General features: G+C 58.1%; 21 protein-coding genes, 1 tRNA gene and 1 pseudogene. 14 read left to right on the top strand and 9 right to left on the bottom strand.

What is annotated here, in order from left to right; translation table 11 throughout:
- The 3 genes and pseudogenes from ACTHLA_RS06835 to ACTHLA_RS06825 form a co-directional block, all read left to right on the top strand.
- Nucleotides 1-470 (top strand): hypothetical protein (locus tag ACTHLA_RS06835; protein WP_440186527.1); only part of this gene is annotated, 470 nt, incomplete at its 5' end.
- A pseudogene (locus ACTHLA_RS06830) lies at nucleotides 440-577 on the top strand (DUF6538 domain-containing protein); the annotation flags it as partial. The gene ACTHLA_RS06835 and the pseudogene ACTHLA_RS06830, both read left to right, overlap by 31 nt.
- A 177-nt stretch (nucleotides 578-754) precedes the next feature.
- On the top strand, nucleotides 755-1354 hold the full coding sequence (locus ACTHLA_RS06825; protein WP_440186535.1) for a hypothetical protein: 600 nt from the start codon (nucleotides 755-757) through the stop codon (nucleotides 1352-1354).
- A 655-nt stretch (nucleotides 1355-2009) separates the two neighbouring features.
- On the opposite strand, the gene ACTHLA_RS06820 is transcribed toward ACTHLA_RS06825, so the two are convergent.
- A tRNA-Gln gene (locus ACTHLA_RS06820) sits at nucleotides 2010-2083 on the bottom strand.
- A 181-nt stretch (nucleotides 2084-2264) separates the two neighbouring features.
- Between ACTHLA_RS06820 and ACTHLA_RS06815 the strand changes: the two genes are divergently transcribed.
- The 3 genes from ACTHLA_RS06815 to sppA all read left to right on the top strand — a co-directional run bounded on the left by ACTHLA_RS06815 (nucleotide 2265) and on the right by sppA (nucleotide 5484).
- A complete protein-coding gene (locus ACTHLA_RS06815) occupies nucleotides 2265-2738 on the top strand; it encodes an MEKHLA domain-containing protein (RefSeq protein ID WP_440186525.1) in 474 nt (157 codons plus the stop codon).
- Between the two features lie 21 nt (nucleotides 2739-2759).
- On the top strand, nucleotides 2760-3635 hold the full coding sequence (gene trhO, locus ACTHLA_RS06810) for an oxygen-dependent tRNA uridine(34) hydroxylase TrhO (RefSeq protein WP_440186523.1): 876 nt from the start codon (nucleotides 2760-2762) through the stop codon (nucleotides 3633-3635).
- A 73-nt stretch (nucleotides 3636-3708) separates the two neighbouring features.
- Nucleotides 3709-5484: a signal peptide peptidase SppA gene (gene sppA / locus ACTHLA_RS06805; protein WP_440186521.1), complete on the top strand. Its 1776-nt coding sequence runs from the start codon at nucleotides 3709-3711 to the stop codon at nucleotides 5482-5484.
- Here the strand turns inward: sppA and ACTHLA_RS06800 are convergent.
- The 5 genes from ACTHLA_RS06800 to pdxH all read right to left on the bottom strand — a co-directional run bounded on the left by ACTHLA_RS06800 (nucleotide 5475) and on the right by pdxH (nucleotide 14045).
- Entirely contained in the window at nucleotides 5475-7007 is a 1533-nt protein-coding gene (locus ACTHLA_RS06800) for a tetratricopeptide repeat-containing sulfotransferase family protein (RefSeq protein ID WP_440186519.1), read from the bottom strand. The two genes, sppA and ACTHLA_RS06800, sit on opposite strands and share 10 nt — an antisense overlap.
- A gap of 142 nt (nucleotides 7008-7149) precedes the next feature.
- Entirely contained in the window at nucleotides 7150-10254 is a 3105-nt protein-coding gene (locus tag ACTHLA_RS06795; protein WP_440186517.1) for a TonB-dependent receptor, read from the bottom strand.
- Nucleotides 10255-10961: 707 nt separating this feature from the next.
- Nucleotides 10962-11750: a DUF1499 domain-containing protein gene (locus ACTHLA_RS06790; protein ID WP_440186515.1), complete on the bottom strand. Its 789-nt coding sequence runs from the start codon at nucleotides 11748-11750 to the stop codon at nucleotides 10962-10964.
- 149 nt (nucleotides 11751-11899) lie between these two features.
- On the bottom strand, nucleotides 11900-13321 hold the full coding sequence (locus tag ACTHLA_RS06785; RefSeq protein WP_440186513.1) for an AAA family ATPase: 1422 nt from the start codon (nucleotides 13319-13321) through the stop codon (nucleotides 11900-11902).
- Between the two features lie 58 nt (nucleotides 13322-13379).
- Complete coding sequence (pdxH, locus tag ACTHLA_RS06780; RefSeq protein ID WP_440186511.1) at nucleotides 13380-14045, bottom strand: pyridoxamine 5'-phosphate oxidase; 666 nt, start codon at nucleotides 14043-14045, stop codon at nucleotides 13380-13382.
- 72 nt (nucleotides 14046-14117) lie between these two features.
- Here pdxH and ACTHLA_RS06775 point away from each other — a divergent pair, with 72 nt between their 5' ends.
- Nucleotides 14118-14891: a DnaJ C-terminal domain-containing protein gene (locus ACTHLA_RS06775; protein WP_440186509.1), complete on the top strand. Its 774-nt coding sequence runs from the start codon at nucleotides 14118-14120 to the stop codon at nucleotides 14889-14891.
- Nucleotides 14888-15607 carry a GNAT family N-acetyltransferase gene (locus ACTHLA_RS06770; RefSeq protein WP_440186507.1) on the top strand — a complete coding sequence of 240 codons (720 nt, stop codon included), beginning with the start codon at nucleotides 14888-14890 and terminating at the stop codon, nucleotides 15605-15607. The genes ACTHLA_RS06775 and ACTHLA_RS06770 overlap by 4 nt, the downstream gene beginning before the upstream one ends.
- On the opposite strand, the gene ACTHLA_RS06765 is transcribed toward ACTHLA_RS06770, so the two are convergent.
- The gene (locus tag ACTHLA_RS06765) at nucleotides 15588-16868 is read right to left on the bottom strand and encodes a dicarboxylate/amino acid:cation symporter (RefSeq protein WP_440186505.1); all 1281 of its coding nucleotides are present in this window, start codon (nucleotides 16866-16868) and stop codon (nucleotides 15588-15590) included. The genes ACTHLA_RS06770 and ACTHLA_RS06765 overlap by 20 nt on opposite strands.
- A gap of 124 nt (nucleotides 16869-16992) precedes the next feature.
- Here ACTHLA_RS06765 and aroC point away from each other — a divergent pair, with 124 nt between their 5' ends.
- The gene (gene aroC / locus ACTHLA_RS06760; protein WP_440186503.1) at nucleotides 16993-18078 is read left to right on the top strand and encodes a chorismate synthase; all 1086 of its coding nucleotides are present in this window, start codon (nucleotides 16993-16995) and stop codon (nucleotides 18076-18078) included.
- 44 nt (nucleotides 18079-18122) lie between these two features.
- On the opposite strand, the gene queE is transcribed toward aroC, so the two are convergent.
- Both queE and queC read right to left on the bottom strand, forming a co-directional pair.
- Complete coding sequence (gene queE, locus ACTHLA_RS06755) at nucleotides 18123-18758, bottom strand: 7-carboxy-7-deazaguanine synthase (RefSeq protein ID WP_440186533.1); 636 nt, start codon at nucleotides 18756-18758, stop codon at nucleotides 18123-18125.
- Nucleotides 18755-19495 (bottom strand): 7-cyano-7-deazaguanine synthase QueC, encoded by a 741-nt coding sequence (gene queC, locus ACTHLA_RS06750; protein WP_440186501.1) that lies wholly within the window; start codon nucleotides 19493-19495, stop codon nucleotides 18755-18757. The genes queE and queC overlap by 4 nt, the downstream gene beginning before the upstream one ends.
- Before the next feature lie 163 nt (nucleotides 19496-19658).
- Between queC and ACTHLA_RS06745 the strand changes: the two genes are divergently transcribed.
- The 5 genes from ACTHLA_RS06745 (at nucleotide 19659) to ACTHLA_RS06725 (ending at nucleotide 22229) form a co-directional block, all read left to right on the top strand.
- Nucleotides 19659-20102, top strand: a complete 444-nt coding sequence (locus ACTHLA_RS06745; protein WP_440186499.1) for a PaaI family thioesterase — start codon at nucleotides 19659-19661, stop codon at nucleotides 20100-20102.
- 5 nt (nucleotides 20103-20107) lie between these two features.
- On the top strand, nucleotides 20108-20530 hold the full coding sequence (locus ACTHLA_RS06740) for a PaaI family thioesterase (RefSeq protein ID WP_440186497.1): 423 nt from the start codon (nucleotides 20108-20110) through the stop codon (nucleotides 20528-20530).
- A gap of 103 nt (nucleotides 20531-20633) precedes the next feature.
- Nucleotides 20634-20999, top strand: coding sequence for a hypothetical protein (locus ACTHLA_RS06735; protein ID WP_440186495.1), 366 nt, complete (start codon nucleotides 20634-20636; stop codon nucleotides 20997-20999).
- A gap of 73 nt (nucleotides 21000-21072) precedes the next feature.
- The gene (locus ACTHLA_RS06730) at nucleotides 21073-21510 is read left to right on the top strand and encodes a hypothetical protein (RefSeq protein WP_440186493.1); all 438 of its coding nucleotides are present in this window, start codon (nucleotides 21073-21075) and stop codon (nucleotides 21508-21510) included.
- Nucleotides 21511-21596: 86 nt separating this feature from the next.
- Nucleotides 21597-22229 carry a S24 family peptidase gene (locus ACTHLA_RS06725; protein ID WP_440186491.1) on the top strand — a complete coding sequence of 211 codons (633 nt, stop codon included), beginning with the start codon at nucleotides 21597-21599 and terminating at the stop codon, nucleotides 22227-22229.
- Nucleotides 22230-22262: the final 33 nt, after the last annotated feature.

Raw genomic sequence — 22262 nt, 5'->3', positions numbered from 1 at the left:
CTGAGATGGCGATTACCAAAATCGTCGAAAAAGCATGGCTCATGACCGTCTTCCAACCCTTACTGGATAAGGCCGCGCGGCGGCCCTGTCACGTCCACCATTCCTCCCCAAAATCATCGCAAAATGATCTCAAACCGTTGTTTATTAACGGTTCTGATCATCCGAACCTTATCGTCTCCACACATCATCCCGATGCTTGTGCGGGCGAACTGTTCCGATTTGATGATCGAGGAAGGGAGAATCCCCTAATAAAATCAAAGACTAACAGCCTTTCGGCTGTACCGATTCTGTGTTCCAATCATGCGAATCCACCCTTCCCGAAAAGGATGGCGAGAACGATCAGAACACTGATGATCTTGAACGCTTACGAGAACGCTCCGCAAAGCTTTTTGGAAAGCCATCCGGGAAGGCTTCAAAACCAGAAGCTCGTTCCAAATCGTTGGGGAGACGATCCCGCAGAGCGGGCCTGATCGTCAGAGGGACGACCTACTACGTTCGTTTGAGCGTCCCGAAATCGCTGCAATCCATCGTAGGCAGGAAAGAGTTCGTCAGATCATTAGGGACGGGACGATGCCTTGAAGCGGCGCGTAAGGCGCGTATCGTGGCGGCCGATTTCGAAAGATGGCTTACAAGCCACACAGAAGGCGCTGTGGCGGCTCCTCCGCCTGCGGTGGCCACGGAGATGGCGGCAGCCCCCTCGCCTGCCAGCTTCGCCCCAAAACCTTCTGGGAGGTCTTTGAGGGAGGTTTGCGAGGTGTTCCTGTCCGATCCTACCAAGAACCGGTCGGCAAAGGCGGCGTCGAGCTATTGGAACGCCGTTGAGATCGCCGAGGCCGTGCAAGGTAGGGGCAAGATCATTGCAGGTTATGATCGCCAGTGTGCGCGCGACATCGTGGCCATGCTGAAATGGCTTCCATCCAATGCGAAGAAGCGGTTTCCAAAATTGGATTATCGGCAAGCATCGGAGAAAGGCCGCACCGGTCGCTACCCCCTGCTGAGCGCCAAATCGGTCAATGACTACATCATCAAGCTTTCCACGCTGCTGAATTTCGCCATCAATGAAGGATGGGTTGATCGCAATCCGTTCCGGGGGCTTCAACTGAATGATGATGTCCATCCGCGCGACAAGCGCCATCCATTCAGCAATGACCAACTGAACCGCATTTTTAATGCGCCATTATACGCCGCGCCCTCACTCGATTTTCTCGGCGTGCGAAATTTGATTGCCCTCAAATATAGTATGACGGGCGCGTTGATTAGAGGATATTTGTCGGGCCATAGCAAACATAGCATTTCGGAAAAGAATGCTTTCCGAGACGGAACCTTGGCCTTCTTCAGTATGACAGTGAACTAAAATTATTCACCTCGAAATTTGATCCAAATGCCGCCATAGTTAGCCCGCTTCATTCATCGTAACGCGGTTCTCATTTCGATTTAGTTTGGGGTTTATACGGTCGCACTTTTCTGTGTCGTGTTTTTCGCCACGCGCTATCTAAGGGTAATTTTCAAGGTGTAAGTCGGAACGCAAAAACGGTGCTGGTAGTTCATTTTTTTCTTATAGACCACGGTATTGAGCAAATGGCAAATCGGAACACTCCACCCGCACAAGCATCGGGATGATGTGTGCAGACGATAAGGTTCGGATGATCAGAACCGTTAAGAAACAACGGTTTGAGATCATTGTGCGATGATTCTTGAGAGGAATGGTGGACGTGACAGGGCCGTCGCGGGGCCTTATTCAGCAAGGGTTGGAATACGGTCATGAGCCATGCTTTTTCGACGATTTTGGTGATCGTCAGTTGAGCATCTTATGACCATCTGCGCCATCATCTTGGAGCGATTTTCATTGAGATTTGCCCCCCGGATAAAGGAGCGGCTAACCCAGCCGATGCGCTGACCTTTTACCGATCTCTTCAAGATGAGCATGAATACGAACTGGCAGCCAAGCTTCTCGCCAATCTGCTGGAGGCGAGATGATTGCTTTTGAAATATTTGGAGAAAAGAGAGCTTGGCTGGGGAACTAGGACTCGAACCTAGAATGACGGTACCAAAAACCGGAGTGTTACCATTACACCATTCCCCAGCATTAAGCTGGCTCGCGTCAGGGGCTGGCCCCGCGAGAGGCCGTGGAAATAGCGCAAGGTTTTGGCTGACGCAATCCCCTGCAACAACTTTTTTCCGACGCGCAGACAGTTGAATGGCTTTTCCTGTGAACAGAATGCCGCGGGCTTGCCATGACGGCGTCGAAGGGCTTGATAGACATCATGTCTCCATATCTCACCCCCGACATCATTGCCTATAACCGTCTGATGGCGGACAGTTTTCAGCGCTTTACCGGCGCGCCTGTCCTTCCGGGCGCAAACCCGTTCGATGGCGTCGCTCTGGCGACCGCCATGTTTCACGCCGAAGCCGCCATCGTCTCGCACGGCGTCGAGGACGATCCGGTCTTTCGTTACGGCAATGCACGCGCTCTGACTTTGTGGGACATGGACTGGGACAGCTTCACCCTGCTGCCCTCGCGTCTGAGCGCGGAACCGGCGGATGAGGTTCAGGCCGATCGCGACGCCCTCCTGGGCGAGGCTCTCGCCAAAGGCTTTGTCGATCATTATGGCGGGGTGCGCATATCGCGCACCGGCAAACGATTCCGTATCGAAAACACCGTGCTGTGGAACGTCGTTGACGCCCATGGCCAACGTCACGGCCAGGCCGCCCTGATCCGCAACTGGCGCTGGCTATGACTTTGTGCTAGGCGGCGCACCATGTCCCAGCCTCGCTTCGTCATTGCCGCCTTCTATCACTTCTTCGACTTTCCGCAGTTCGAGGCCATGCAGGCGCCGTTGCTGGCGCGTCTGACCGATCTCGGTGTCAAGGGATCGCTGCTGATCACACGCGAAGGCGTCAATTCGACCCTGGCCGGCACACGCGCGGCCATTGACGCCTTTCTAACCTATTTACAGACCGAGGTGGTCGGCGGTCCGATCCAGTGGAAGGAGTCCTTTGCCGACTTCCAACCGTTCGGCAAGGCGCGCGTTCGGCTGAAAAAAGAAACGATCTCGCTTGGCGAACCGGTGTCGATGCAGCGTTTCGGCCACTATGTCACGCCAAAGGACTGGAACAATCTGATCCGTCGCAATGACGTGGTGCTGATCGATACGCGCAACGATTACGAGGTCAATCTTGGCACGTTCAGCGGCGCCATCGACCCGGCCATCCCAAACTTCAAACATCTTCCGCAATGGACGCGCGACAACGCCGAGACGTTGAAGGGCAAGAAGGTCGCCACCTTCTGCACCGGCGGCATCCGTTGTGAAAAGTACACCTCCTGGCTGCTCGATCAGGGCTTTGAGGACGTCTATCACCTTCAGGGCGGCATTCTGCAATATCTGGAAGACGTGCCGGAGAACGAGTCGCTGTGGCGCGGCGAGTGCTTTGTCTTTGATGAACGCATCGCCGTCGATCACCGACTGCAACCGTCGGCGACGGCGGTTCTGTGCCTGCACTGCGACCACGCCCTCACCGCCGAAGATCAAGCGCATCCGGCCTATGTGAAGGGCGAATCCTGCCCGCATTGTCGCGGCGCGCCGCTGCATGCGCACAATCAGCCGAAACGACACGCGGGCCGCGTCAAATTCTGACAGCCTGTTCATTTGATTTTATGGCGTTTCCCGCTATGCTGGCCCGTCATCCGAGGGGGCCTACGGAATTTCCATGAAGTCGTTTTTCATCACCTTTTCCGCCGTCGTTCTGGGCATGATTGTCGTGCTGGTCGGGCTGCCGATCATCGTTATCGCCATGATTGCGGGCGCCGCGCATCCCAAGGTGTCCGGCGATGTCGTCTTGTCGCTCGACCTGCGCCAGAAGATGACCGATCAGAGCCGCTCCAGTCCGCTCGATATCGTCACCGGCGGACAATTATCGACCATGGACGTGGTGACCACCCTGCATCGCGCCGCCGCCGACCCGCACGTCAAGGCGGTGTTCGTGCGCCTGCCCGAAGGCGGCATGTCGCCCGCCGCCGCCGAGGAAATCCGTGACGCCTTCACCTTTATGCGCCAGGCCAATAAACCGGTGATCGCCCACAGTCAGGGCCTCTATCCCGACACCATGATTGTCGCCTCCTACATGCTCGGCGCCTCGGCCAGCGAGTTGTGGATGCAACCGCGCGCTTCGTTCCAGGTGACCGGCATTGCGACCTCGACCATGTTCCTGAAACGCGCCTTCGACAAGTACGGGATCAAGGCGCAGTACGAGCAGCGCGCCGAGTTCAAGAACGCCGTTAATCCCTATCTGTACGACGACTATACGCCCGCGCACCGTGAGGCGACCCTGGGCTGGATGAACGGCGTCTATAACGATATGCTGAGCGACATCGCCCATGATCGCCGCATGGATCCGGTCAAGCTGCGCGCCACGCTGGAGGCCGGTCCTTACGGCGCCGAACAGGCCGCGCAGCTCAAGCTGGTCGATCATCTGGGACAGGTGCAGGAGGCTGAGGACGCCGCCCTAAAGCGCGGCGACAACGCCAAGCTGATGGACATCAGCGATTATGAAAAAACCTTGCGTCCTGCCTCCACGGGCGAAACCATCGCTGTCATCAATGGCGAAGGCGCGATCATGACCGGCAAGGGCGGCGGCGGGTTGAACCGCGAGGCGCAGATGCTGTCCGACGACGTCGCCGACGCCTTCTATAACGCCGCCAAGGATAAGGATGTGAAAGCGATTGTCTTCCGCGTCTCCTCTCCGGGCGGTTCGGACACGGCGTCCGAGCAGATCGCCGAAGCCATGAAGGCCGCCAAGGCGGCGGGCAAGCCGGTCGTCGTCTCCATGGGCGAATATGCGGCTTCCGGCGGCTACTGGATCTCGGCAGGCGCCAACGCCATCGTCGCCAATCCGTCCACCCTCACCGGCTCCATCGGCGTCTTCGGCGGCAAGATCGCCTATGGCGACGCCCTGAGCCGCTTCGGCGTCGATATGCGCGATATTTCGGTCGGCAGCCCCTATAGCGGCGCCTATATGCCAACGAATGGCTTTACGCCGGAACAGCGCGCCGCCCTCTCCGGCTGGATTGATCAAATCTATGCCGGTTTCATCAGCCACGTCGCGCAAGGCCGCAACCTGCCCGAAGCCACGGTGCGCGGCATCGCCAAGGGGCGCGTCTGGACCGGCGATCAGGCCCTGGGCCTGCATCTGGTCGATAAGGTCGGCGGATTTTATGACGCCGTCGATCTGGCCAAATCCCTGGCGCATATCGACAAGAACGCAGCGATCAAGCTGGAAAATTACGATACACAGACAGGCTTTTTCGGCAAGGCTCGCCAGGATGTCAGCCTCAGCCTAAGCGGCTTCAAGGCCCTCTCCTTCCTCGGCTGGGCCATGAGCGACCCCAAGGCGCAGATGCTGATGGACCAAGCCGCTGACGCCCGTTTACGCGAAGACGGCGCCACGGTGCTGGCGCCGCCCGTCTACGCTCAAACTCAACCGTAATAGGCGCGGCGGAACTCTTCAACGAAAGTCTTGTACGATTCCGCCGCGCCTATGCGTGCCTTTGTTATCGGAGAACGCACCTGCGCCATGCTTGCGGTGGATACGGCGCGCGTTGATTTGTGCGGCTCAAAAACCTGCTGTTCTTCTTTCAGCCCTGCGAAATCGAGCATACGACGAATCCAGATTTCTGGTTCAGAGACCAATCCCTCATAAGGCACTGTAAAAATGCGATCTGGATACATTTGCGACCAATGTTGGTATAATTTGTCCTCAGATTTAAAAAATTCGGCTATATCTTTAGCAGAGTAGGTCCAAGGCAGAGTACCAAGCTGCGAATACAATCTATAGTTTGACAAGGCACAATCTTCGGGCCTACGACGTAACCAGAAAACCTTGGCGTTGGGCAGCATATGTAAGGTGAGCCCCATAAAGCTTCCAAGATTCAAAGTTTTATCTACAGCATAGCCTTCTGGTCCAAACCTTTCCTCGACCATATGCAGGTAATCGCGCCCTATATCTCCCCAAGGATCGGAGCTTATGGAGCGCGCTTCGTAAGCCAAGGCCTGCTCGATGCCGTATTGCCCTGTTAACCTGTTGCGCCTTCCTCCAGCATCAGTTGACAGAATTTGCTCTTCTCCATCTTCGGGGTCGCCCGCAGGAATCAGGGCCACCGGAATTTCATTGAGTTCCGCCCCCGCACAAACTTCCGAATGACTGGTCAATATTTGCTCCACAAGCGTCGTTCCCGAACGGGGGAAGCCCGTGACAAAAAGCATACGTCGTCCATTTGCGCCCGAAGGCTTGAGTTCTGACAGGTTTTTCGCAGAGAAGCCGCCAAGCAATCCATCTACAAGCTCATGCCATTCTTTCATATCTGGCGGCGGCGCAGCGGCGCGCATCAAGGCTGCGCCTTCTGCATAATAGGCTTCAGCCTTGTCGAGTTGCTTGGCGTCGTCATAAGCCTTGCCCAATGAATACAGCAATTGGGCCTTTACGGCGGGCGGCGCATTATGAACACGCGGTAAAATGGCTTCCATCGCCAGAATATCGGAATCGAATTCCTTGAATTTTTTAGCGACTGACAGAGCCAGCCATTGCACAGGCGCAGGCGAAATAGCCAGCGCGCGTCTCACCAATTGCTCGGCCTTTTCAAACTCACCCATCTGCGTCGCCGCCATGGCGCGAAAGTGAAGCACTGCCGGATGATTTTGTGCATCGGCAGGCAAACTATCCATCTGCGCCAGCGCAAGCTCATGCTTGCCGTACCGCGACAATGTCAAGGCATAGTAAAAGACATAGTCCATGTCCTGCGGCGCAGTCGCTGCAAACCGTTTCGCCGCTTCCAGCGCCAAGCCGGATTCTCCAAGTTGCGAGGCAAACTGGCCCATGTCACGCCAGTAATCACCCGACGAGGGGCCGACCTCCAGGTCTTCGCGCATAAGCCTTGCGGCGCCACGACGATCTAGCGCCGAACGCGCGGCGATAATTTGTTCAAAACGCGGTCGAAAATTTACAGCTTCCATCCTGCTTCCAATACAGAAAATCACAACTCATGAGCAGCTTCGACGTTAGCGGCGCGCGGTTGTATAGGCAATCGAACAAATAAAAAAGCGACGAGAGATGACTCCCGCCGCTTAATTATACTGATGTCAATTTAACTCGGGACTAATAGGTCAGATCGAAACCAATACGCATATAGCGCGCCGTATTGTAAACAGTCGGCGTTCCATAAAGCGGGTTCGAGTGACCGAATGCGGCGTCGGACGAGTTGTTCTGTTGCAGAACTTCCTTGTCGTTCAGCAGGTTGAAGATATCTGCACGCAGGATCAACTTGCCGCCGCCAAGCGGAACAGCGCCAGGCACCGTATAACGCATGGACAGGTCGATCGTTTTGGTCCAGTCCGACTTGCCACCATGCCCCATTGGAGACGGCTCATAGGTCGTCCCGTTGAAGCAATAATGGCTATAATGGCCATACAAGTAAGCCGGATTTGATTTATCGGGGTAGCGACCGAAGCAAGAGTAGTAGTAAGGCGAAATGACTTGGACATTTGCACCGATCAGGAAATCAGGCGTTACAGCGTACGATCCCCAAACCTTGAATTCGTGGTCACGGCTGTTCGGCAGGATGCCGTAGGAGTTATCGGAAAGCCCGATATAGTCATACAGCATGGTGGAACCGGCGTCTTCCTGACCGCTGCCCGAACCAGTGCTGAGAACCGTGCCTTCATAGTTCCCCTTGGACTTCGAATAAGTATAGGAGCCTTGGATGCCCCACTTACCATCGAAGGCGCGTTTGAAGTCAAATGTAAGACCCTGATACTTGCGGGTCGGCTTCGGGAAGCCAAGCCCTGTAAGCGTGATCTGGTTTTCGCCCGTCGGCAGCGTGTGGAAGGTGTTAATCGTAACGCTGTCGCCAATATTCCATACATGGTATTCGTTGGAAAACGAACAAGTGTAACCCTTCGAAGCGCAGTACGCATTGATTTGCGGCGCAAAATCAGTGTCTTCCGACACGCGATCAAGTGTCCGCTGCACAAAGGTCAAACCAAACGTCCATTCATCATTGAGACGATAATTAGCGCCCAGATTGATTTCGGTTTCGCGCGTCGCTTTCAGGCCAATAGCTGCCTTCGCTGCTGCCGGTTCTTGCGTCCCATTACCAAAAACACCGCAAGCCGTGTCTGAAGTAGAACCAAGATTACCCGGCGCGCCGCTGATATCAATCGGCGGACAGTTGTTGTACGAACCATTCATGGGATCACCCATGGCGGTCGGAATGCCATGCGAATCAAAGGTCCAGCCCTGGCTGGCAGTGCCATAGTTCGGAACCAGGAAATACTTCGCGAAATAGTAATCCTTGCCGCGGAAACCAAGGTTCATAGCAGGCGGTATATACTGCTGACCGTAGTATGCGGAGAACCGCCAATTAGAGTCCTCTGACGGCTTCCAGCTCAAGCCAATACGCGGCGCCAAGTTACCTGTCAGATTCAGGAAACGTTGTCCTGACAGATTGCTGGCTTGGAAATCATCGTTACGCAGCCCAACCTGCACATTCAGCGTACGAGTTATATCCCAGGAATCCTGGATATAATAAGCGGAATCCTTAGAGCTGACCTTGCCACCCAGGCTTTCATATATGATGTACCCATAGCTGTAATCAGGCAGGAGATAATAACGAATGGGTTGACCACCAGGCAATACAGTTGTTTTGGTCATGCTCAGATCTTCATGATCATAACCGAAACGGATGTGATGCTTACCTAACCCCTGGAACCGGATATCGCCATCTAGCCGGGTAAACTTGCGCTCCCAATCATCCTTACTGTTACCAGCGCTGTAAATCTGGTCAGTGGAGTCACGCAGGAAATACCCCCTATGATATTCCTGTGCGTAATAGCTGTCGGGATTATCAGACTGGAAGTCATTTGCGTCCTTAGTATCACCATAAGCGGCAGACACTGTGAACCAGTCTGTAACAGCACCAGTATACTTTAACACCCAGCTTGGACCACCCGTTTTTTGAGTGGCGCCATAACCTTTGCTATAGTCAATAATAGCGTCAGATCCATCCGGATTACACGTTTTGAAACCGGCAGGCGTAGGTTGCCCCGGTGTAAACTGCATCGTGGGACACGAATATGCGTAGCGCGTCTGATGCGTCGTTGTCGAAGTGTCGAAATAGGTCAGTTCAAGATGCTGATCAGGCGTAATATACCAATCCGCCTTCAAACCATAGAAAGGATCCTTGGATTCGTCGCGTTCCAGATAACCGGCCGACCAGCTCGAGAACTGCGTCTTGTTGTCTTGCAATTGCACAAGGCCATACAGGAACAACTTGTCCTTAATCAAGGCGCCGCCGGATTCAAATGAAATTGAATTCAGATCGGATTCGCGGAACTTGACGGGATTGGTAGTGTTTGAAGGCGCGAATGGTGCAGAACGCAGGCTGTTCGGGGCAAAGTTGCCATGAACAGCAAACATGAAATCATTGGTGCCGTTCTTGGTCGTCGCATTGACAACGCCGCCGGTCGCACGCCCGAATTCAGCCGGAGAACCTGAAGTCTGGACATCAACCGTTTTATAGAAGTCAAACGGCACTTCGGCGCCACCAACATAGGTGTCCGGATTGGTGACATTCAAACCGTTGATATAGAAGGCGTTTTCAGCCGCCGAACCGCCACCAATCGACGGCTCGCCAAAGGCGGTCGAATTCACAACCGTTGGCGCCAGCAAGGTCACGGCTTCGATGCTGCGACCGATCGGTTGTTGCGCCGTCAGCGTGGTCAGATCGACTTGCAGCCCCGTCGTCGTTTTGTTGAAATCTTGACGGACACGCTTGCCTTTAACCACGACGGTCGTAGCCTGAGCGCCGGTTGTTTGCATGGCGTAGGTATAGGTGACTTCCTGCGAAACGACGATTGTAGCAGTATCGGTATAGGTATCAAAGCCGGGAGCCGATACACTCACGCTATACTGACCCGCTGAGAGGCCCGTCGCCGTCGCCGTACCGCTGGCGTTCGTCGTCAGCGTCTTTGTAATACCTTGCGCTTTTGAAACCAGCGTCACGGTGGCGCCGGCGACAGGCGCGCCATTAGGATCGTCCACTAAAATGGCGATAGCGCCCGACGTATAGTCCTGGGCGCTGGCCGTGGCGGGGGTCAGGGCGGCGACGCCAGCCACCAGGGCCGGAACCGCCATCGTCGACAATACTGCTCCGCAAATTGTCGTCGTGGCCATTAGGCCAGATCGCAAATTAAGTTTTTTCACTCGTGTTTCTCCGGGTTACATAGGGGTGTTGGCGCACCCACCGCAGTGTCCAGCCACAAAGCTGTTGCGAAAGTTAAATCCCTCTGTCGCGAATCCGTCAATCTGCAGACATTTTTTTGTCTATATCAATTGCAACCTGTTTCAATAAAGTCACAGCGGCAACGGTTACGTTGCGTAAAGTCGGATCGCAGCTTTTAAGCGCATTAATTCTGTAGGGGAATTATCTCTTACGCGGATAGGATAGATATTTTCCTAAATTGAAACAAATAGTTATAATTCATAACCATCCAGGCCTCTGCAAAGCGCGGCGCGAGAAAATTCACTCTCCACGTAGGTTTCAGAGGAAAAACCGCCTCGCATGACGCCCTTTGCAGCGGGCGAGACAGATATGCGAGACGAAACCGCCTTATACCTTACAGGGTAAATTGCACCCAGGAATCAGCCTGAAAGGCGAAAAAAATTCTAGCGGGTTACGCGGGGCTCAGCGCCGCACAACAATATGAGCCGATGTTGACGCGAATGACGGCGCCAGATCTGACGCGTGCGTCGCCATGGCCATATGTATCAAAACAAGACTGAGAAAAGCGGCGGCCAGACGCTGAAAGCGTTTTAAAATATAGAGGATAAGGTTTTCGCCCATAGCTGCATCCATGCGATTCGCAGGGCGGCATGGGCAAAATGCGGGCCATGATTTACCGCGCCATGAGCTACATGGCTTTCAGTTTGTTGAGCAAATTGACCACGCGACGGCAATCGCCGCCAAGATCGCGGGGATTATCGCGGCCTACGGAACGTATATCGACGCCATCAGGGTCGATGCGAAAGATAATATCGGATTTGAAACCGTAAAAATTGTCCTGATAAACCGCCTCGACGCGCCACGGCGCCGTGCCGAAGACCGTATAGCGCTTATCTGCGCTAAGCATGTTGGCGATCTGTTCAGCGGTCGGGATCTTGCCCTTGTAAGTCTGGGCCTGCGGGCAGGTGGCCGCATTGATGGCTGCGATCGTTTTTCCGCCCCATTCGACGGATTCATTGTGCGGCACGCGCGGATTGTCGGGCGCGGGCAAGGCGTCCGCCCCCCGATCGGCTATCAGAGCGTCAGACAGGCTGACCGGACGGTCCCAGTTGGTGGCGACGTCATAGATCGGCGGATACATCTTCAACGCCTTGTCGTAGGCGGCGTAGCCTCCCAGCACGCCGCCGGAAATGAGAACCGCCGCCAGAGCCCAGGGACCATAGCGAAGCGGCGCCATAAACAGCGAAACCAGCAAAGACAGACCCGCAAACGCCAATGTCGCCATCGCCAATTTGGGCCCGAGATCAAGCGTGAGCGTCAAAAAGCCGAGCGTGTAGCTGAGCGCCCTGATATGGGTGGCCATCATGACCAGCAGCAAAAACAAAGGCGTTGCGACAGAAGCGGCAAAAGCGATTAAGGCCAGAGGCGGGCCTTTGCGCGGTTTGACCTTGTGATGCTCTTCGCCCTGTTGGGTCACGGTTCATGCCTCCCTGTTTAATTCCGCCCACACAAGCAAACTATCTGACGATCGAAGTCACGCCGATACTTTTAATGCGCGAACCTGTCATAGCCGCGGGCGCCGATAATATGGCCATTATGGCGCCCAAACCCGACCATTTCATGGCTTCAGCCGACCTCAACGCGCCAGTCAAGCTTGTCAAGGTCGACCTCCTGCTGCGCCGCGGCGACGTCGCCGGTAGCGTCCGAAACGTCCTTGACGCGCGACTCGACCCGGAGACGGCGCAGATCGCTGGACGCCGTCAGCCAGACGCCGTCGAAGGGCGCGCGCCAGGCCGCCGCCAGATGCCCGACCTTGTCACGCCAGGCGGCTTCGCGGAAAGTGGCGTCAAGAATGACCCCCTGCCCAGCGGATAAAGCCGCTTCGGCCAGATTGAGCATCTGAGCATACACGCGATGATTCTCATCGACCGTATAGGCTTCGCGCGGCAGGCGTTCGTATTCGGGACAGGCCCATAAACGCTTGCGAATCTCATCGCTGCGCAGAATCACGGCGCCGGGAGGACGCCCCATGGCCGGAGCCACCTGACGCGCGCGCGTGCTTTTACCAGAGCCGGACAGGCCGCCGATCGCCGTCAGTTGTGTGGGCATGACGTCGAGAAAACGGTGCGCGGCCTCCAGGTACTGACGCGCCTTGTCCATGCCGTAGTGCGCCTCGCCGCCGTAATTGGCGTTGACATGGCAGCGCACGCCTGCGCGCACCGACATATAGAGCGGCAACAGCTCCAGACCGGCGTAAAGGCTTCCCGCATCGTCCTCCAGCCGCGCCGCCTGTTCCAGCCAGGCGTTGAGGATGCGGTTGGCGGCGGCGTCGTGCCCCCTCACCCACAGGTCCATCAGCAGGAAGGCCAGGTCGTACAGCACGTCGATCTGGCTCAGCCGCTCATTGAATTCGATGCAGTCGAACAGGACCGGCTTGTCGTTTTCGATCAGGATATTGCCGAGGTGCAGATCGCCATGACAATGGCGCACATGTCCATCGTCAAAGCGCTTCAGCACAGTGTCGCGCACCGTTTCATAGGCCGCCCGTATGGCGGCGTCATAGGCGTCAACCGCTTCGGCGCCGAGTTGATCGCGAAACACGGCGATGTTGCGGCTGTTGGAATCGATGACATATTTGATATTATTGGCGTGTTCGGCGTCGCGACAGACTTCTGAACCGGCGTGAAACCGCGCCACCAGCCGCCCCAGTTCGTGCATCAGTTCGAGATCGGGCGTCCAGTCCGGCGTCGCAGCGCTTTGTTCGCCCAGCACGCCGGAGGTGTCGAAACGGCGCATGACCAGCACGCTTTCGTCACCGATCTCCTCAACGCCGAGATAGATGTCAGCGGCCATGCGCTGATTGTAGCGCAGTTCGCGCAACAGGGCGGCGCGGCGCTTTTCCGCCGAGGTGAAGTCCAGAAAACCGTAATCGACGCTCTTCTTGATCTTGTAGGCGCGATTGCCCTTGAGCACCACAGTGGCGCACGAGGTTTCGATCACCTGATCGGCGCCTTCCTTGAGGTGATACAAGACCTGACTAAGTGACACGACGGTTTCCTTCGATACGGCTTATGCCGCCTAAAGCCATTCCACCGCTTTGGCAAGTTTAAGGATAGAGCCGTCCGCGGGTCCAGTTGTCGCCCGGCGCAGCGCGGTCGAACGTGACGCGCTCATGCAGACGAAACGGCTTGTCGCGCCAGAACTCGATATGCAGCGGGGCGATGCGGAAGCCGGTCCAGTACGACGGGCGATCCACCTTGCCGAGACCGAACTTCAGGCCATATTCGGCCACGCGCTTTTCGAGCGCGAACCGGTCCGGCAGAGGCCGCGACTGTTCCGAGGCCCAGGCGCCGATCTGGCTCTGGCGCGCGCGGCTGGCGAAATAGGCGTCGGCCTCTGCGTCGGAAACGAGACTCACCAAACCGCGTACGCGCACCTGACGGCGCAGCGACTTCCAGTGAAACAGAAGCGCCGTCTTTTTCGCCGCCAGCAATTGCCGCCCCTTGGCGCTCTCGGCGTTGGTGTAAAACACGAAGCCGTCGGCGTCGAAATCCTTGAGCAGCACCATGCGCACATCCGGCAGCCCATCCTCATCGACCGTGGCCACAGCCATGGCGTTGGGGTCGTTCGGCTCCTTGGCCGCCGCATCCTTCAGCCAGGCGCCGAACAAGCCGAACGGCTCGGCGGCGTCGATCTCGCCCTCATGCGCGGCGTGGGCGGCGGCGTAATCATCGGCGGTGGGGCTGTGGGGAATCAGGGGCGACTGCGACATGTTTAAGATTTTGCAAACCATCTTCAGGGCAAGGTGAGCCGAACGGCTGAACGCCGCCGGTTCGTTCCGAACATGGACGCCAGACAGAAGAAACTCAAGATGGCCGCGCCGAATTCCGACGATGACCAAATGCCGCGCTCTCAGGCCTTGCAAGCCCTGGGGCTGAGCGCTGACGCCGACGCCGACGCGGTGCGCGCCGCCTTTCGCGCCCGGGTCCGGCAGGCCGATCCGGCGCGCCACGGCGGTTGCGACGCACGGCTGCGACGGCTGCTGCTGGCGCGGGATATCCTTACCCAGCCTGTAAAGACATTGGCGCAAGCTTATCCCTGTTCGTCTCTTTATGATCATAGCTTCGAGTTACGCATCAGCCTCGATATCGCGCTCATGGGCGGAGAGGCGCCGCTGCAAGCGCCTGTGCGCTCCGATGAGCCTGCTGATCTGATCACGCGGACCCAACGGTGGGTGCAGGCGCCGCGAGGGCTGCGCGATGGCGAATGTGCGCGGCTGCCGACACGCGAAGGCGACTGGGTGACGGTGCGCGTCAGCATCGACGCTTCGCCTTCGCTTCGCGTCTGGGGCGATGATATCTGGATGACGGCTAGTCTTCCGCCGCATATATTGCGTTTTGGCGGCAAGGCTCTGATCGACACGCCGCATGGCGTGAAAGCTCTGCGTCTGGCCGCAGGCGCGCAGGACGGCGGCAGTCTGCGCCTCAAAGGCCTCGGTCTGCCCGCCACAGCTACGGCGCGCGTCGGCGATCTTATCGTGCGGCTGCAAGCCGACTGTAACGCCGCCCCCGCCACACCCCAAATGCTGTCGACCTTCCGCGAACGCTGGGCGTCATGACCGGGCTCAGCGCTTCCCTCGGCGCGCATGACAATGTGCATGGTCAGCCCGTCGGCAAGGCGCTGCCGGATTGGACGGCGCGCGTCCGCTTGCCAGACGCGGCGCTGATGGGACAGGTCTGTCGCGTCCTCCCGTATGATCCCGCCTACGCGCCGGAGTTGCACCGGGCTATGGCGCGCGATGACGGGCGCATGTGGACCTACCTGCCCTATGGCCCGTTCGCGACAGCGGACGATCTCGCCGCCAGCGTTCAGGACTATCAGAAAAATCGCGCTTTCCAGACCTTCGTTATCATAACGGATGAAGGCGCGGTCGGTTACGCCAGCTTTATGCGCTACGATCTGATCCATGGTTCGGTCGAGGTCGGCGGGGTGACCTTTTCGCCTTCGCTTCAACGATCGCGCGCGGCGACAGAAGCCATGTATCTGATGATGCGCCACGCCTTCGATCATGGCTACCGCCGCTATGAATGGAAGTGCGATCAATTGAACGCGCCGTCGATGCTTGCGGCGCAGCGGCTTGGCTTTCAGTTCGAGGGCGTGTTCCGCAATGCAGCGGTGACGCGCGGCCGCCGCCGCGATACGGCGTGGTTTTCCGTCATTATCGAGGATTGGCCGCAGACGCGAAAACGGTTAGAAGCCTGGCTTGATCCGGCCAATTTCGACGATCAGGGGCGGCAAAAGACAGCTTTGAGCGCTATTCCGCTGGCGCTTTAAGGGCGCGCCTGTCCATAAGCAAAGGCGTATCAGTGTCCAGCAGCCCGTTTTCGCGCGCCACCAGCGTCGCGCAAACAAGCTGGCTGGTCACATTGGTGCAGGTGCGCATCATGTCGAGGATACGGTCGATCGCCGCCAGCAGGGCCAGACCTTCCAGCGGCAGGCCCGCCGCCGACAGGGTCACGGTCAACATCACGGTCGCCACCCCCGGCACGCCCGCCGTCGCCAGAGACCCCAGGATCGAGGACAGGGCGATGATGACATAATGGGTCGGCGTCAGATGAACGCCGAAATAGTTGGCGGTGAAGATAGCCGAAATCGCCGGATAGATGCCGCCGCAGCCGTCCATCTTCATATTGGCGCCCAAAGGCAGGGCGAACCCGGCATAGGCCTTGCGGATTTTCAGGTTGTCCACCGCGACCTGCAAGGACACAGGCAGGGTTCCAATCGAGGAGCAGGTGAAAAAGGCAGTCTGCTGGGCGGTGAAAATGCCCTTGTAGAAACCGCTAACGCTCAGACCATGCAGTTTAAGCAGGATGGGATAGACGACCAGCAGCAGGATCAGACATCCGGCATAGACCAGAACAATGTATGGAATGAGCGGTTTGAGGCTGTCGAGTCCATAGGAGGCCACCACCGAGCCGATCAGGCCAAACACGCCCAGCGGCGTGAGTTGAATGATCCAGCGCGTCAGCTTGAACATCACCTGCGAGCCCTGCTCGATCAGTTGCGCCAGTTCACGCACACGATTGCCCAGAGCGCCCAGCGCCGCGCCAACCAGAATGGCGAACAGGACGATACTTAACACCTGGCCTTCGGCAAAGCTTTTGAAGATATTGGACGGCACGATGCCGGTCAGCACTTCGACCGGCCCCGGCACGGCCTTAACCGCAGAGGGATCGAGCGGCAGATGGCCGACGCCCAGGCCTGGCTGGAAAATCGTCCCCAGGGTCAGGCCCACAGATGTGGCGATGGCCGAGGTGATCATGAACCAGACAATGGTGTAGGCGCCAAGGCGCACCGCGCGGCCGCCCGCCCCTTGCTCGTGGTCGCCTTCCTGATGCCCCAGCCGCGCCACCGAGGCGGCGATGGTGAAAAAGACCAGCGGCGCAACCAGCATCTTGATCGCCCTGATAAAGGTGTCGCCGATCGGGTCGAAGACCGGCAGGGCCGCCTTACCGAAAATCAGCGCCACAGCGACGCCCGCTGCGAAGGCGATGACGGTTTTCAGCCAGAACGGAATTTTAACCAGGAATTTCATGATGCTGTTTCTCGCGCAACCAGTCCTGCACATATGAGCCTGCAATTGCCGCTTTACACACTAAAAAAATTGCGGCCTCGCTTAAACGCGGCTAAAGCCAAGACAAATTTCGGACTTGAATTCTATGTCGCACAACACCTTCGGTCATCTGTTCCGCGTCACCACCTGGGGCGAAAGCCACGGGCCGGCGCTTGGCTGCGTGATCGACGGCTGCCCGCCGGGCGTGGCCTTGTCCGAGGATGACATCCAGTGGGCGATGGACCGGCGTAAGCCCGGCGGCTCGCGCTTCGTCACCCAGCGTCAGGAAGCCGATGCGGTGAAGATTCTGTCCGGCGTGTTCGAGGGCGTCACCACCGGCACGCCGATCTCGATTCTGATCGAAAACACCGATCAGCGCTCAAAGGACTATGGCGAGATCGCGCGCCAGTTTCGCCCCGGCCACGCCGACTACACCTATTTCGCCAAGTACGGCGTGCGCGATTATCGCGGGGGCGGACGTTCCTCGGCGCGTGAGACGGCGGCGCGCGTGGCGGCGGGCGCGGTGGCGCTGAAGGTGCTGAAAACTCTGGTCGGCGATATTCAGGTGCGCGGCGCTTTGGTGCAACTGGGCGCGCATAAAGTGGACCGTTCGCGTTGGGACTGGGCGCAGGTCGAGGACAACGCCTTTTTCTGCCCCGATCCGGGCAGCGTCGCGGGCTGGGAGGATTATCTCGACGGCGTGCGCAAGGCGGGCTCCTCCATCGGCGCCGTGGTCGAGGTGCAGGCCGAGGGCGTTCCCGCCGGCTGGGGGGCGCCTATCTATGGCAAGCTCGATTCCGAACTGGCCTCGGCCCTGATGAGCATCAATGCGGTCAAGGGCGTCGAGATCGGCGAAGGCTTTGGCGCGGCGGAACTGTCAGGCGAGGACAATGCCGACGAGATGCGGATGATCGATGGCCAGCCGGTGTTTCTGAGCAATCATGCGGGCGGAATACTCGGCGGCATTTCGACGGGGCAGACTGTGGTGGCGCGGCTGGCGCTGAAACCGACCTCGTCCATCCTGACTCCGCGCCGCAGCATCGACGTGGAAGGCCAAGAGGTTGAACTGCGCACCAAGGGCCGCCATGACCCTTGCGTTGGCATCCGCGCCGTGCCTGTGGCGGAGGCGATGATGAGTTGCGTGCTGCTGGACGCCTTGCTGCGCCATCGTGGGCAAGTTGGCGCGGTATAAGAGTTATGGGGTTTGGGGCCAATGGCCCCAAGCCTTTTCCTTATCTATTTAAGCCCGACCAACTTATGCGTCTGAACGCTCATGCGCCATTGCGGATGCTTCAGGCAATAGTCGATCACTGCCCGCGTATTCGCCGTCTGTTGCGCATCGTCCTTCGGCTGCAAATAGAAGCGCTCAAAGTCCAATTCCAGAAACTCCGCCGGATCGACCCCGTCCTGCGGCCAGACCAGCTTCAGTTCCTGACCGCTTTTCTGATGCAGACGATTGTCGGCCTTGGGCGACACGCAGATCCAGTCGATACCGTCTGACGCAGCAATCGTGCCGTTCGTCTCGACCGCGATGAAATAGCCCGCCGCCTTGACCGCCGCAATCAAAGCTTCGTCCAGTTGCAGCAACGGCTCGCCGCCGGTGAACACCACCGCCTTGTCCGCTGCGCGTCCCTCGCCCCACACCGCGTCCAGAGCAGCGACCACATCGACGCCCGTAGCGAATTTGCCGCCATTTTCGCCATCAACCCCGACGAAATCCGTGTCGCAAAAGGTGCAGGCCGCCGTGGCGCGGTCCTGTTCGCGCCCGCTCCACAGATTACAGCCGGCGAAGCGCGCAAACACGCTGACGCGGCCCGCCTGCCCGCCCTCGCCTTGCAGGGTCAGGAAGATTTCCTTGAAACTGTACATCAGCGCTCTGCGCTCACCCGCGCTTCCATGAAATGCTCAAAGCCCGTCTTGCGCAACTGGCAGGCCGGACATTCGCCGCAACCATAACCCCAGTCGTGGCGCTGGCCGCGGTCGCCCATATAGCAGGTGTGCGTCTCCTCGACGATCAGGTCGATGAGCGCCTGCCCACCCAGGTCTTCGGACAAGGCCCAGGTCTGCGCCTTGTCGAGATACATCAGCGGCGTTTCGATGCTGTAAGGGCGTTCGACGCCGAGGCGCAACGCTGTCTCCATCGCGTCGAGCGTGTTTTTGCGACAGTCAGGATAGCCGGAATAGTCGGTCTCGCACATGCCGCCGACCAGGTGGTCGATGCCGCGCCGGTCGGCCACCGCCGCCGCATAGACGAAAAAGGCCAGATTGCGTCCCGGCACGAAGGAGGACGGCAGGCCGCGCTCGGTCATGACGATCTCGGTTTCGCGCGTCAGGGACGACTCCGCTACGGCGCCAAAGCCGCGCAGATCGCAGACATGGTCTTCGCCGAGGCGTGTTTTCGCAGGCTCATAGACTTCGCGGAATTTCGCCAGCACGTTCTGGCGCGTCGTCATCTCAATGCTGTGGCGCTGGCCGTAATCGAAGCCGACCGTCTCGACGCGCTCATAACGCGCCAATGCCCAGGCCAGGCAGACGGACGAATCCTGCCCGCCGGAAAACAACACCAGGGCGGAACGGGAAGCAGGCGCGGAATCGAGATCAACGCTCATGATGGGCACTTTCAGTCGTAACGGAAGTCTATGTAAAATGCCCCTTCCGCGGCAAATGCAAGCATTTTTGCTGCGGTGCAGGGTCTTATGGTTTTGACGTTAAGGTAAAGAAGCGTACTATTATAGGCGACGGCCGGAGAGCCGAGATTCCAGGGAGGCGCGCGTGAACTCTACGCCTTTTCATGATATGTTTGCGACCATTATCGCCCATACGCCCTATATGCAGGCGATCGGCGCCGACTATGTCGGACGGGACGCGCATGGCGTGACGATGAAGCTGCCGTACCGGACCGACCTGATCGGCGATCCGGAAACGCGCGTGATCGCTTCCGGCGTGGTGACCGCCCTGCTCGACAATACCTGCGGTATGGCGGTCTGGGACAGGATCGGCGAGTTCAAGCCGATTGCGACACTGGACCTGCGCATCGACTATATGCGCCCGGCCCTGCCGGACAACGCCTTGCTGGCGACAGCCAGATGCTACAAGCTGACCCGCAGCATCGGCTTTGTCCGCGCCTTCGCCTATGAGGTCAGCATTGACGACCCGGTCGCGGCGGCGCAGGCGGCCTTTATCATCTCGTCCCCTACGCTCAAGGCCAAGGTTTAAAGCCCATGCAAACCCTGTCGCAGATCGTCCACCACGTCGAACCCGAAACCGTGCTGCGCACCATGCCGTTCGCGACGTTTCTGGGCGTCAAGCTTAGTCTGGCGGGCGACGAACTGACCGCGCGCCTGCCGTTTCAGGACAAGTTGATCGGTAATCCGATGATTCCCGCTCTGCATGGCGGCGTCATCGGCGCCTTCATGGAGGTGACGGCGATGGCGCAACTGGCTTTGAGCGAAAATTTCGATCACATACCCAAGCCCATCGACGTCGCGGTACAGTATCTGCGCTCCGGCAAGACGGTGGACACCTTCGCACGCGCCGTGCTGAACCGCGTCGGACGCACAGTCGCCAATGTCGAGGTCAGCGCCTGGCAGGAAAAGCGCGACCACCCCATTGCAACCTTGCAGGCGCATTTTCTGATCGAATAACACTTAATGCGCGCATAAACATTGTACGCTCGCATTAATAGAATTACCTTGAGCGGGCGGGTCTGATTCGCCCGTCATCGTCCTTATGTTCAGGGAATTCCGCATGTCCAAACAACGAAAAATCAATGTCGCCAAGGCGCTGGCCGTTCAGCTTCACGCTACCGAGGAAGCTATCGAAAGGGCGTTGGCCGAAGCGGCGCATCTGATTGAGGCCTATGTCAATTCTCGGCGCGCAGTGCGCCTGTCCACGGTCGTAGTCAATGATGTGTATCACGCCACGCTCGAAGCCATGCAGGCGCTCAGCGCGGCGCAGGGCCGCATGACGACCGCGCATAACGCCCTATCGCGTCTGCAAACGCAAATCGGCCTTGACGCCACGCAGGTTACGCCGGTCGATGACAAACCCGATACCGGCGCGCCCGGCGATAATGGCGTCACACAGCGCGCGTCTGTGGCCGCCTTGGCGTAAGACGCGCTTTTCGCTTGCGCGCCGGGAGGTTTTCCGGGAACGCTGGACGCCGTCCTGCAACCGGAGAACCTCAATGCCGTCCACACTCGTACTCGTCAATCTGGCCTTGGAATGTCTTGTCTGCTTCGCAGGCTTGATTTTCGGCTATTGGCGTGAACGCGCCGGGGCCATGATCTATGGCGGCGCGGTGCTGCTGGCGATCGTGTTGAAGGATTTTACCTCCCTGCCGCCGATGTGGCGCTATCTGACGCCCGATGCTCTATGCCTGACCGGCTTTGTCATCCTGTGCTGGAAAAGCCCGCATCCGTGGCCGATCTGGGCCAGCGGCGCGCAATTGATGACCGTCTGCATCAGCATCGCCAAGGGGCTGAATGTCTATGTGACGAAATGGGCCTATTTTACAGCGCTGATCATTTTTAGTTACGCCGTCATGTTGGCTCTGACCGTCGGCGCGATCAGCGCCCTTGCCCACCGCCTTCGCAATACGAATAAAATCCCAAAAATAGGTTGATTTTCCTATTGTTGGATTTATTTTCCTTTTGCGATGCAACTATTCCTATCCATGGGTTTATTGCGTTCCATTCGGAATTTGATGTTTTGAGCCTGTCACACAGCCATATCTGGGCCGCCATCGACGCCCTCGCCGTGCGTTTTTCCACAACGCCGTCGGGGCTGGCGCGCATGGCGGGCCTCGATCCGACCAGTTTCAATAAGTCCAAGCGACTGTCACCGGAAAATCCCCCGCGTCCACGCTGGCCATCGACGGAAAGCCTCGCCAAGCTGCTGGAGGCTACGGGCGTCAAGTTCTCGGAATTCGCACTGCTGGCTGAAGGGCGCAACGCTGGTCAGGGCATTCCGCTGATCGGCTTCGCCCAGGCCGGCAACGAAGGCTATTTCGATGACGCAGGCTTTCCTCTCGGTCACGGCTGGGACGAGATCACCTTTCCATCGGTGAACAGCGGGCTTTATGCGCTGGAGATTTCCGGCGATTCGATGCTGCCGCTCTATCGCGACGGCGACCGCATTCTGGTCGATCCGCATAACCAGAATCTGCGTCGCGGCGACCGCGTGGTCGTCAAGACCACGGATGGCGAGGTCATGGCCAAGGAACTGGTGCGCTATTCGGCGCGTCAGGTGGAACTGCGCTCGCTAAATCCCGACTTTCCAGACCGGATTTTGGATAGGATGCAGGTGGCCTGGATCGCGCGCATCGTCTGGGCCAGCCAGTAGTTGGCTTAGGGGCCATTCGCCGCAGGCGCCGCG

It is taken from the genome of Asticcacaulis sp., assembly GCF_051956075.1.
Taxonomy (GTDB): Bacteria; Pseudomonadota; Alphaproteobacteria; order Caulobacterales; family Caulobacteraceae; genus Asticcacaulis.
The sequence above is the reverse complement of the archived record's forward strand: the minus strand, read 5'-3'. Positions and strand labels throughout refer to the sequence as shown.

Excerpts from the sequence above, each read along its gene's own strand:
- ACTHLA_RS06815 (WP_440186525.1), top strand. The coding sequence starts at position 2,265 with ATGTCTCCATATCTCACCCCCGACATCATTGCCTATAACCGTCTGATG.
- trhO (WP_440186523.1), top strand. The coding sequence starts at position 2,760 with ATGTCCCAGCCTCGCTTCGTCATTGCCGCCTTCTATCACTTCTTCGAC.
- sppA (WP_440186521.1), top strand. The coding sequence starts at position 3,709 with ATGAAGTCGTTTTTCATCACCTTTTCCGCCGTCGTTCTGGGCATGATT.
- ACTHLA_RS06800 (WP_440186519.1), bottom strand. The coding sequence starts at position 7,007 with ATGGAAGCTGTAAATTTTCGACCGCGTTTTGAACAAATTATCGCCGCG.
- pdxH (WP_440186511.1), bottom strand. The coding sequence starts at position 14,045 with ATGTCGCAGTCGCCCCTGATTCCCCACAGCCCCACCGCCGATGATTAC.
- ACTHLA_RS06775 (WP_440186509.1), top strand. The coding sequence starts at position 14,118 with ATGGACGCCAGACAGAAGAAACTCAAGATGGCCGCGCCGAATTCCGAC.
- ACTHLA_RS06770 (WP_440186507.1), top strand. The coding sequence starts at position 14,888 with ATGACCGGGCTCAGCGCTTCCCTCGGCGCGCATGACAATGTGCATGGT.
- ACTHLA_RS06765 (WP_440186505.1), bottom strand. The coding sequence starts at position 16,868 with ATGAAATTCCTGGTTAAAATTCCGTTCTGGCTGAAAACCGTCATCGCC.
- aroC (WP_440186503.1), top strand. The coding sequence starts at position 16,993 with ATGTCGCACAACACCTTCGGTCATCTGTTCCGCGTCACCACCTGGGGC.
- queC (WP_440186501.1), bottom strand. The coding sequence starts at position 19,495 with ATGAGCGTTGATCTCGATTCCGCGCCTGCTTCCCGTTCCGCCCTGGTG.
- ACTHLA_RS06740 (WP_440186497.1), top strand. The coding sequence starts at position 20,108 with ATGCAAACCCTGTCGCAGATCGTCCACCACGTCGAACCCGAAACCGTG.
- ACTHLA_RS06735 (WP_440186495.1), top strand. The coding sequence starts at position 20,634 with ATGTCCAAACAACGAAAAATCAATGTCGCCAAGGCGCTGGCCGTTCAG.
- ACTHLA_RS06730 (WP_440186493.1), top strand. The coding sequence starts at position 21,073 with ATGCCGTCCACACTCGTACTCGTCAATCTGGCCTTGGAATGTCTTGTC.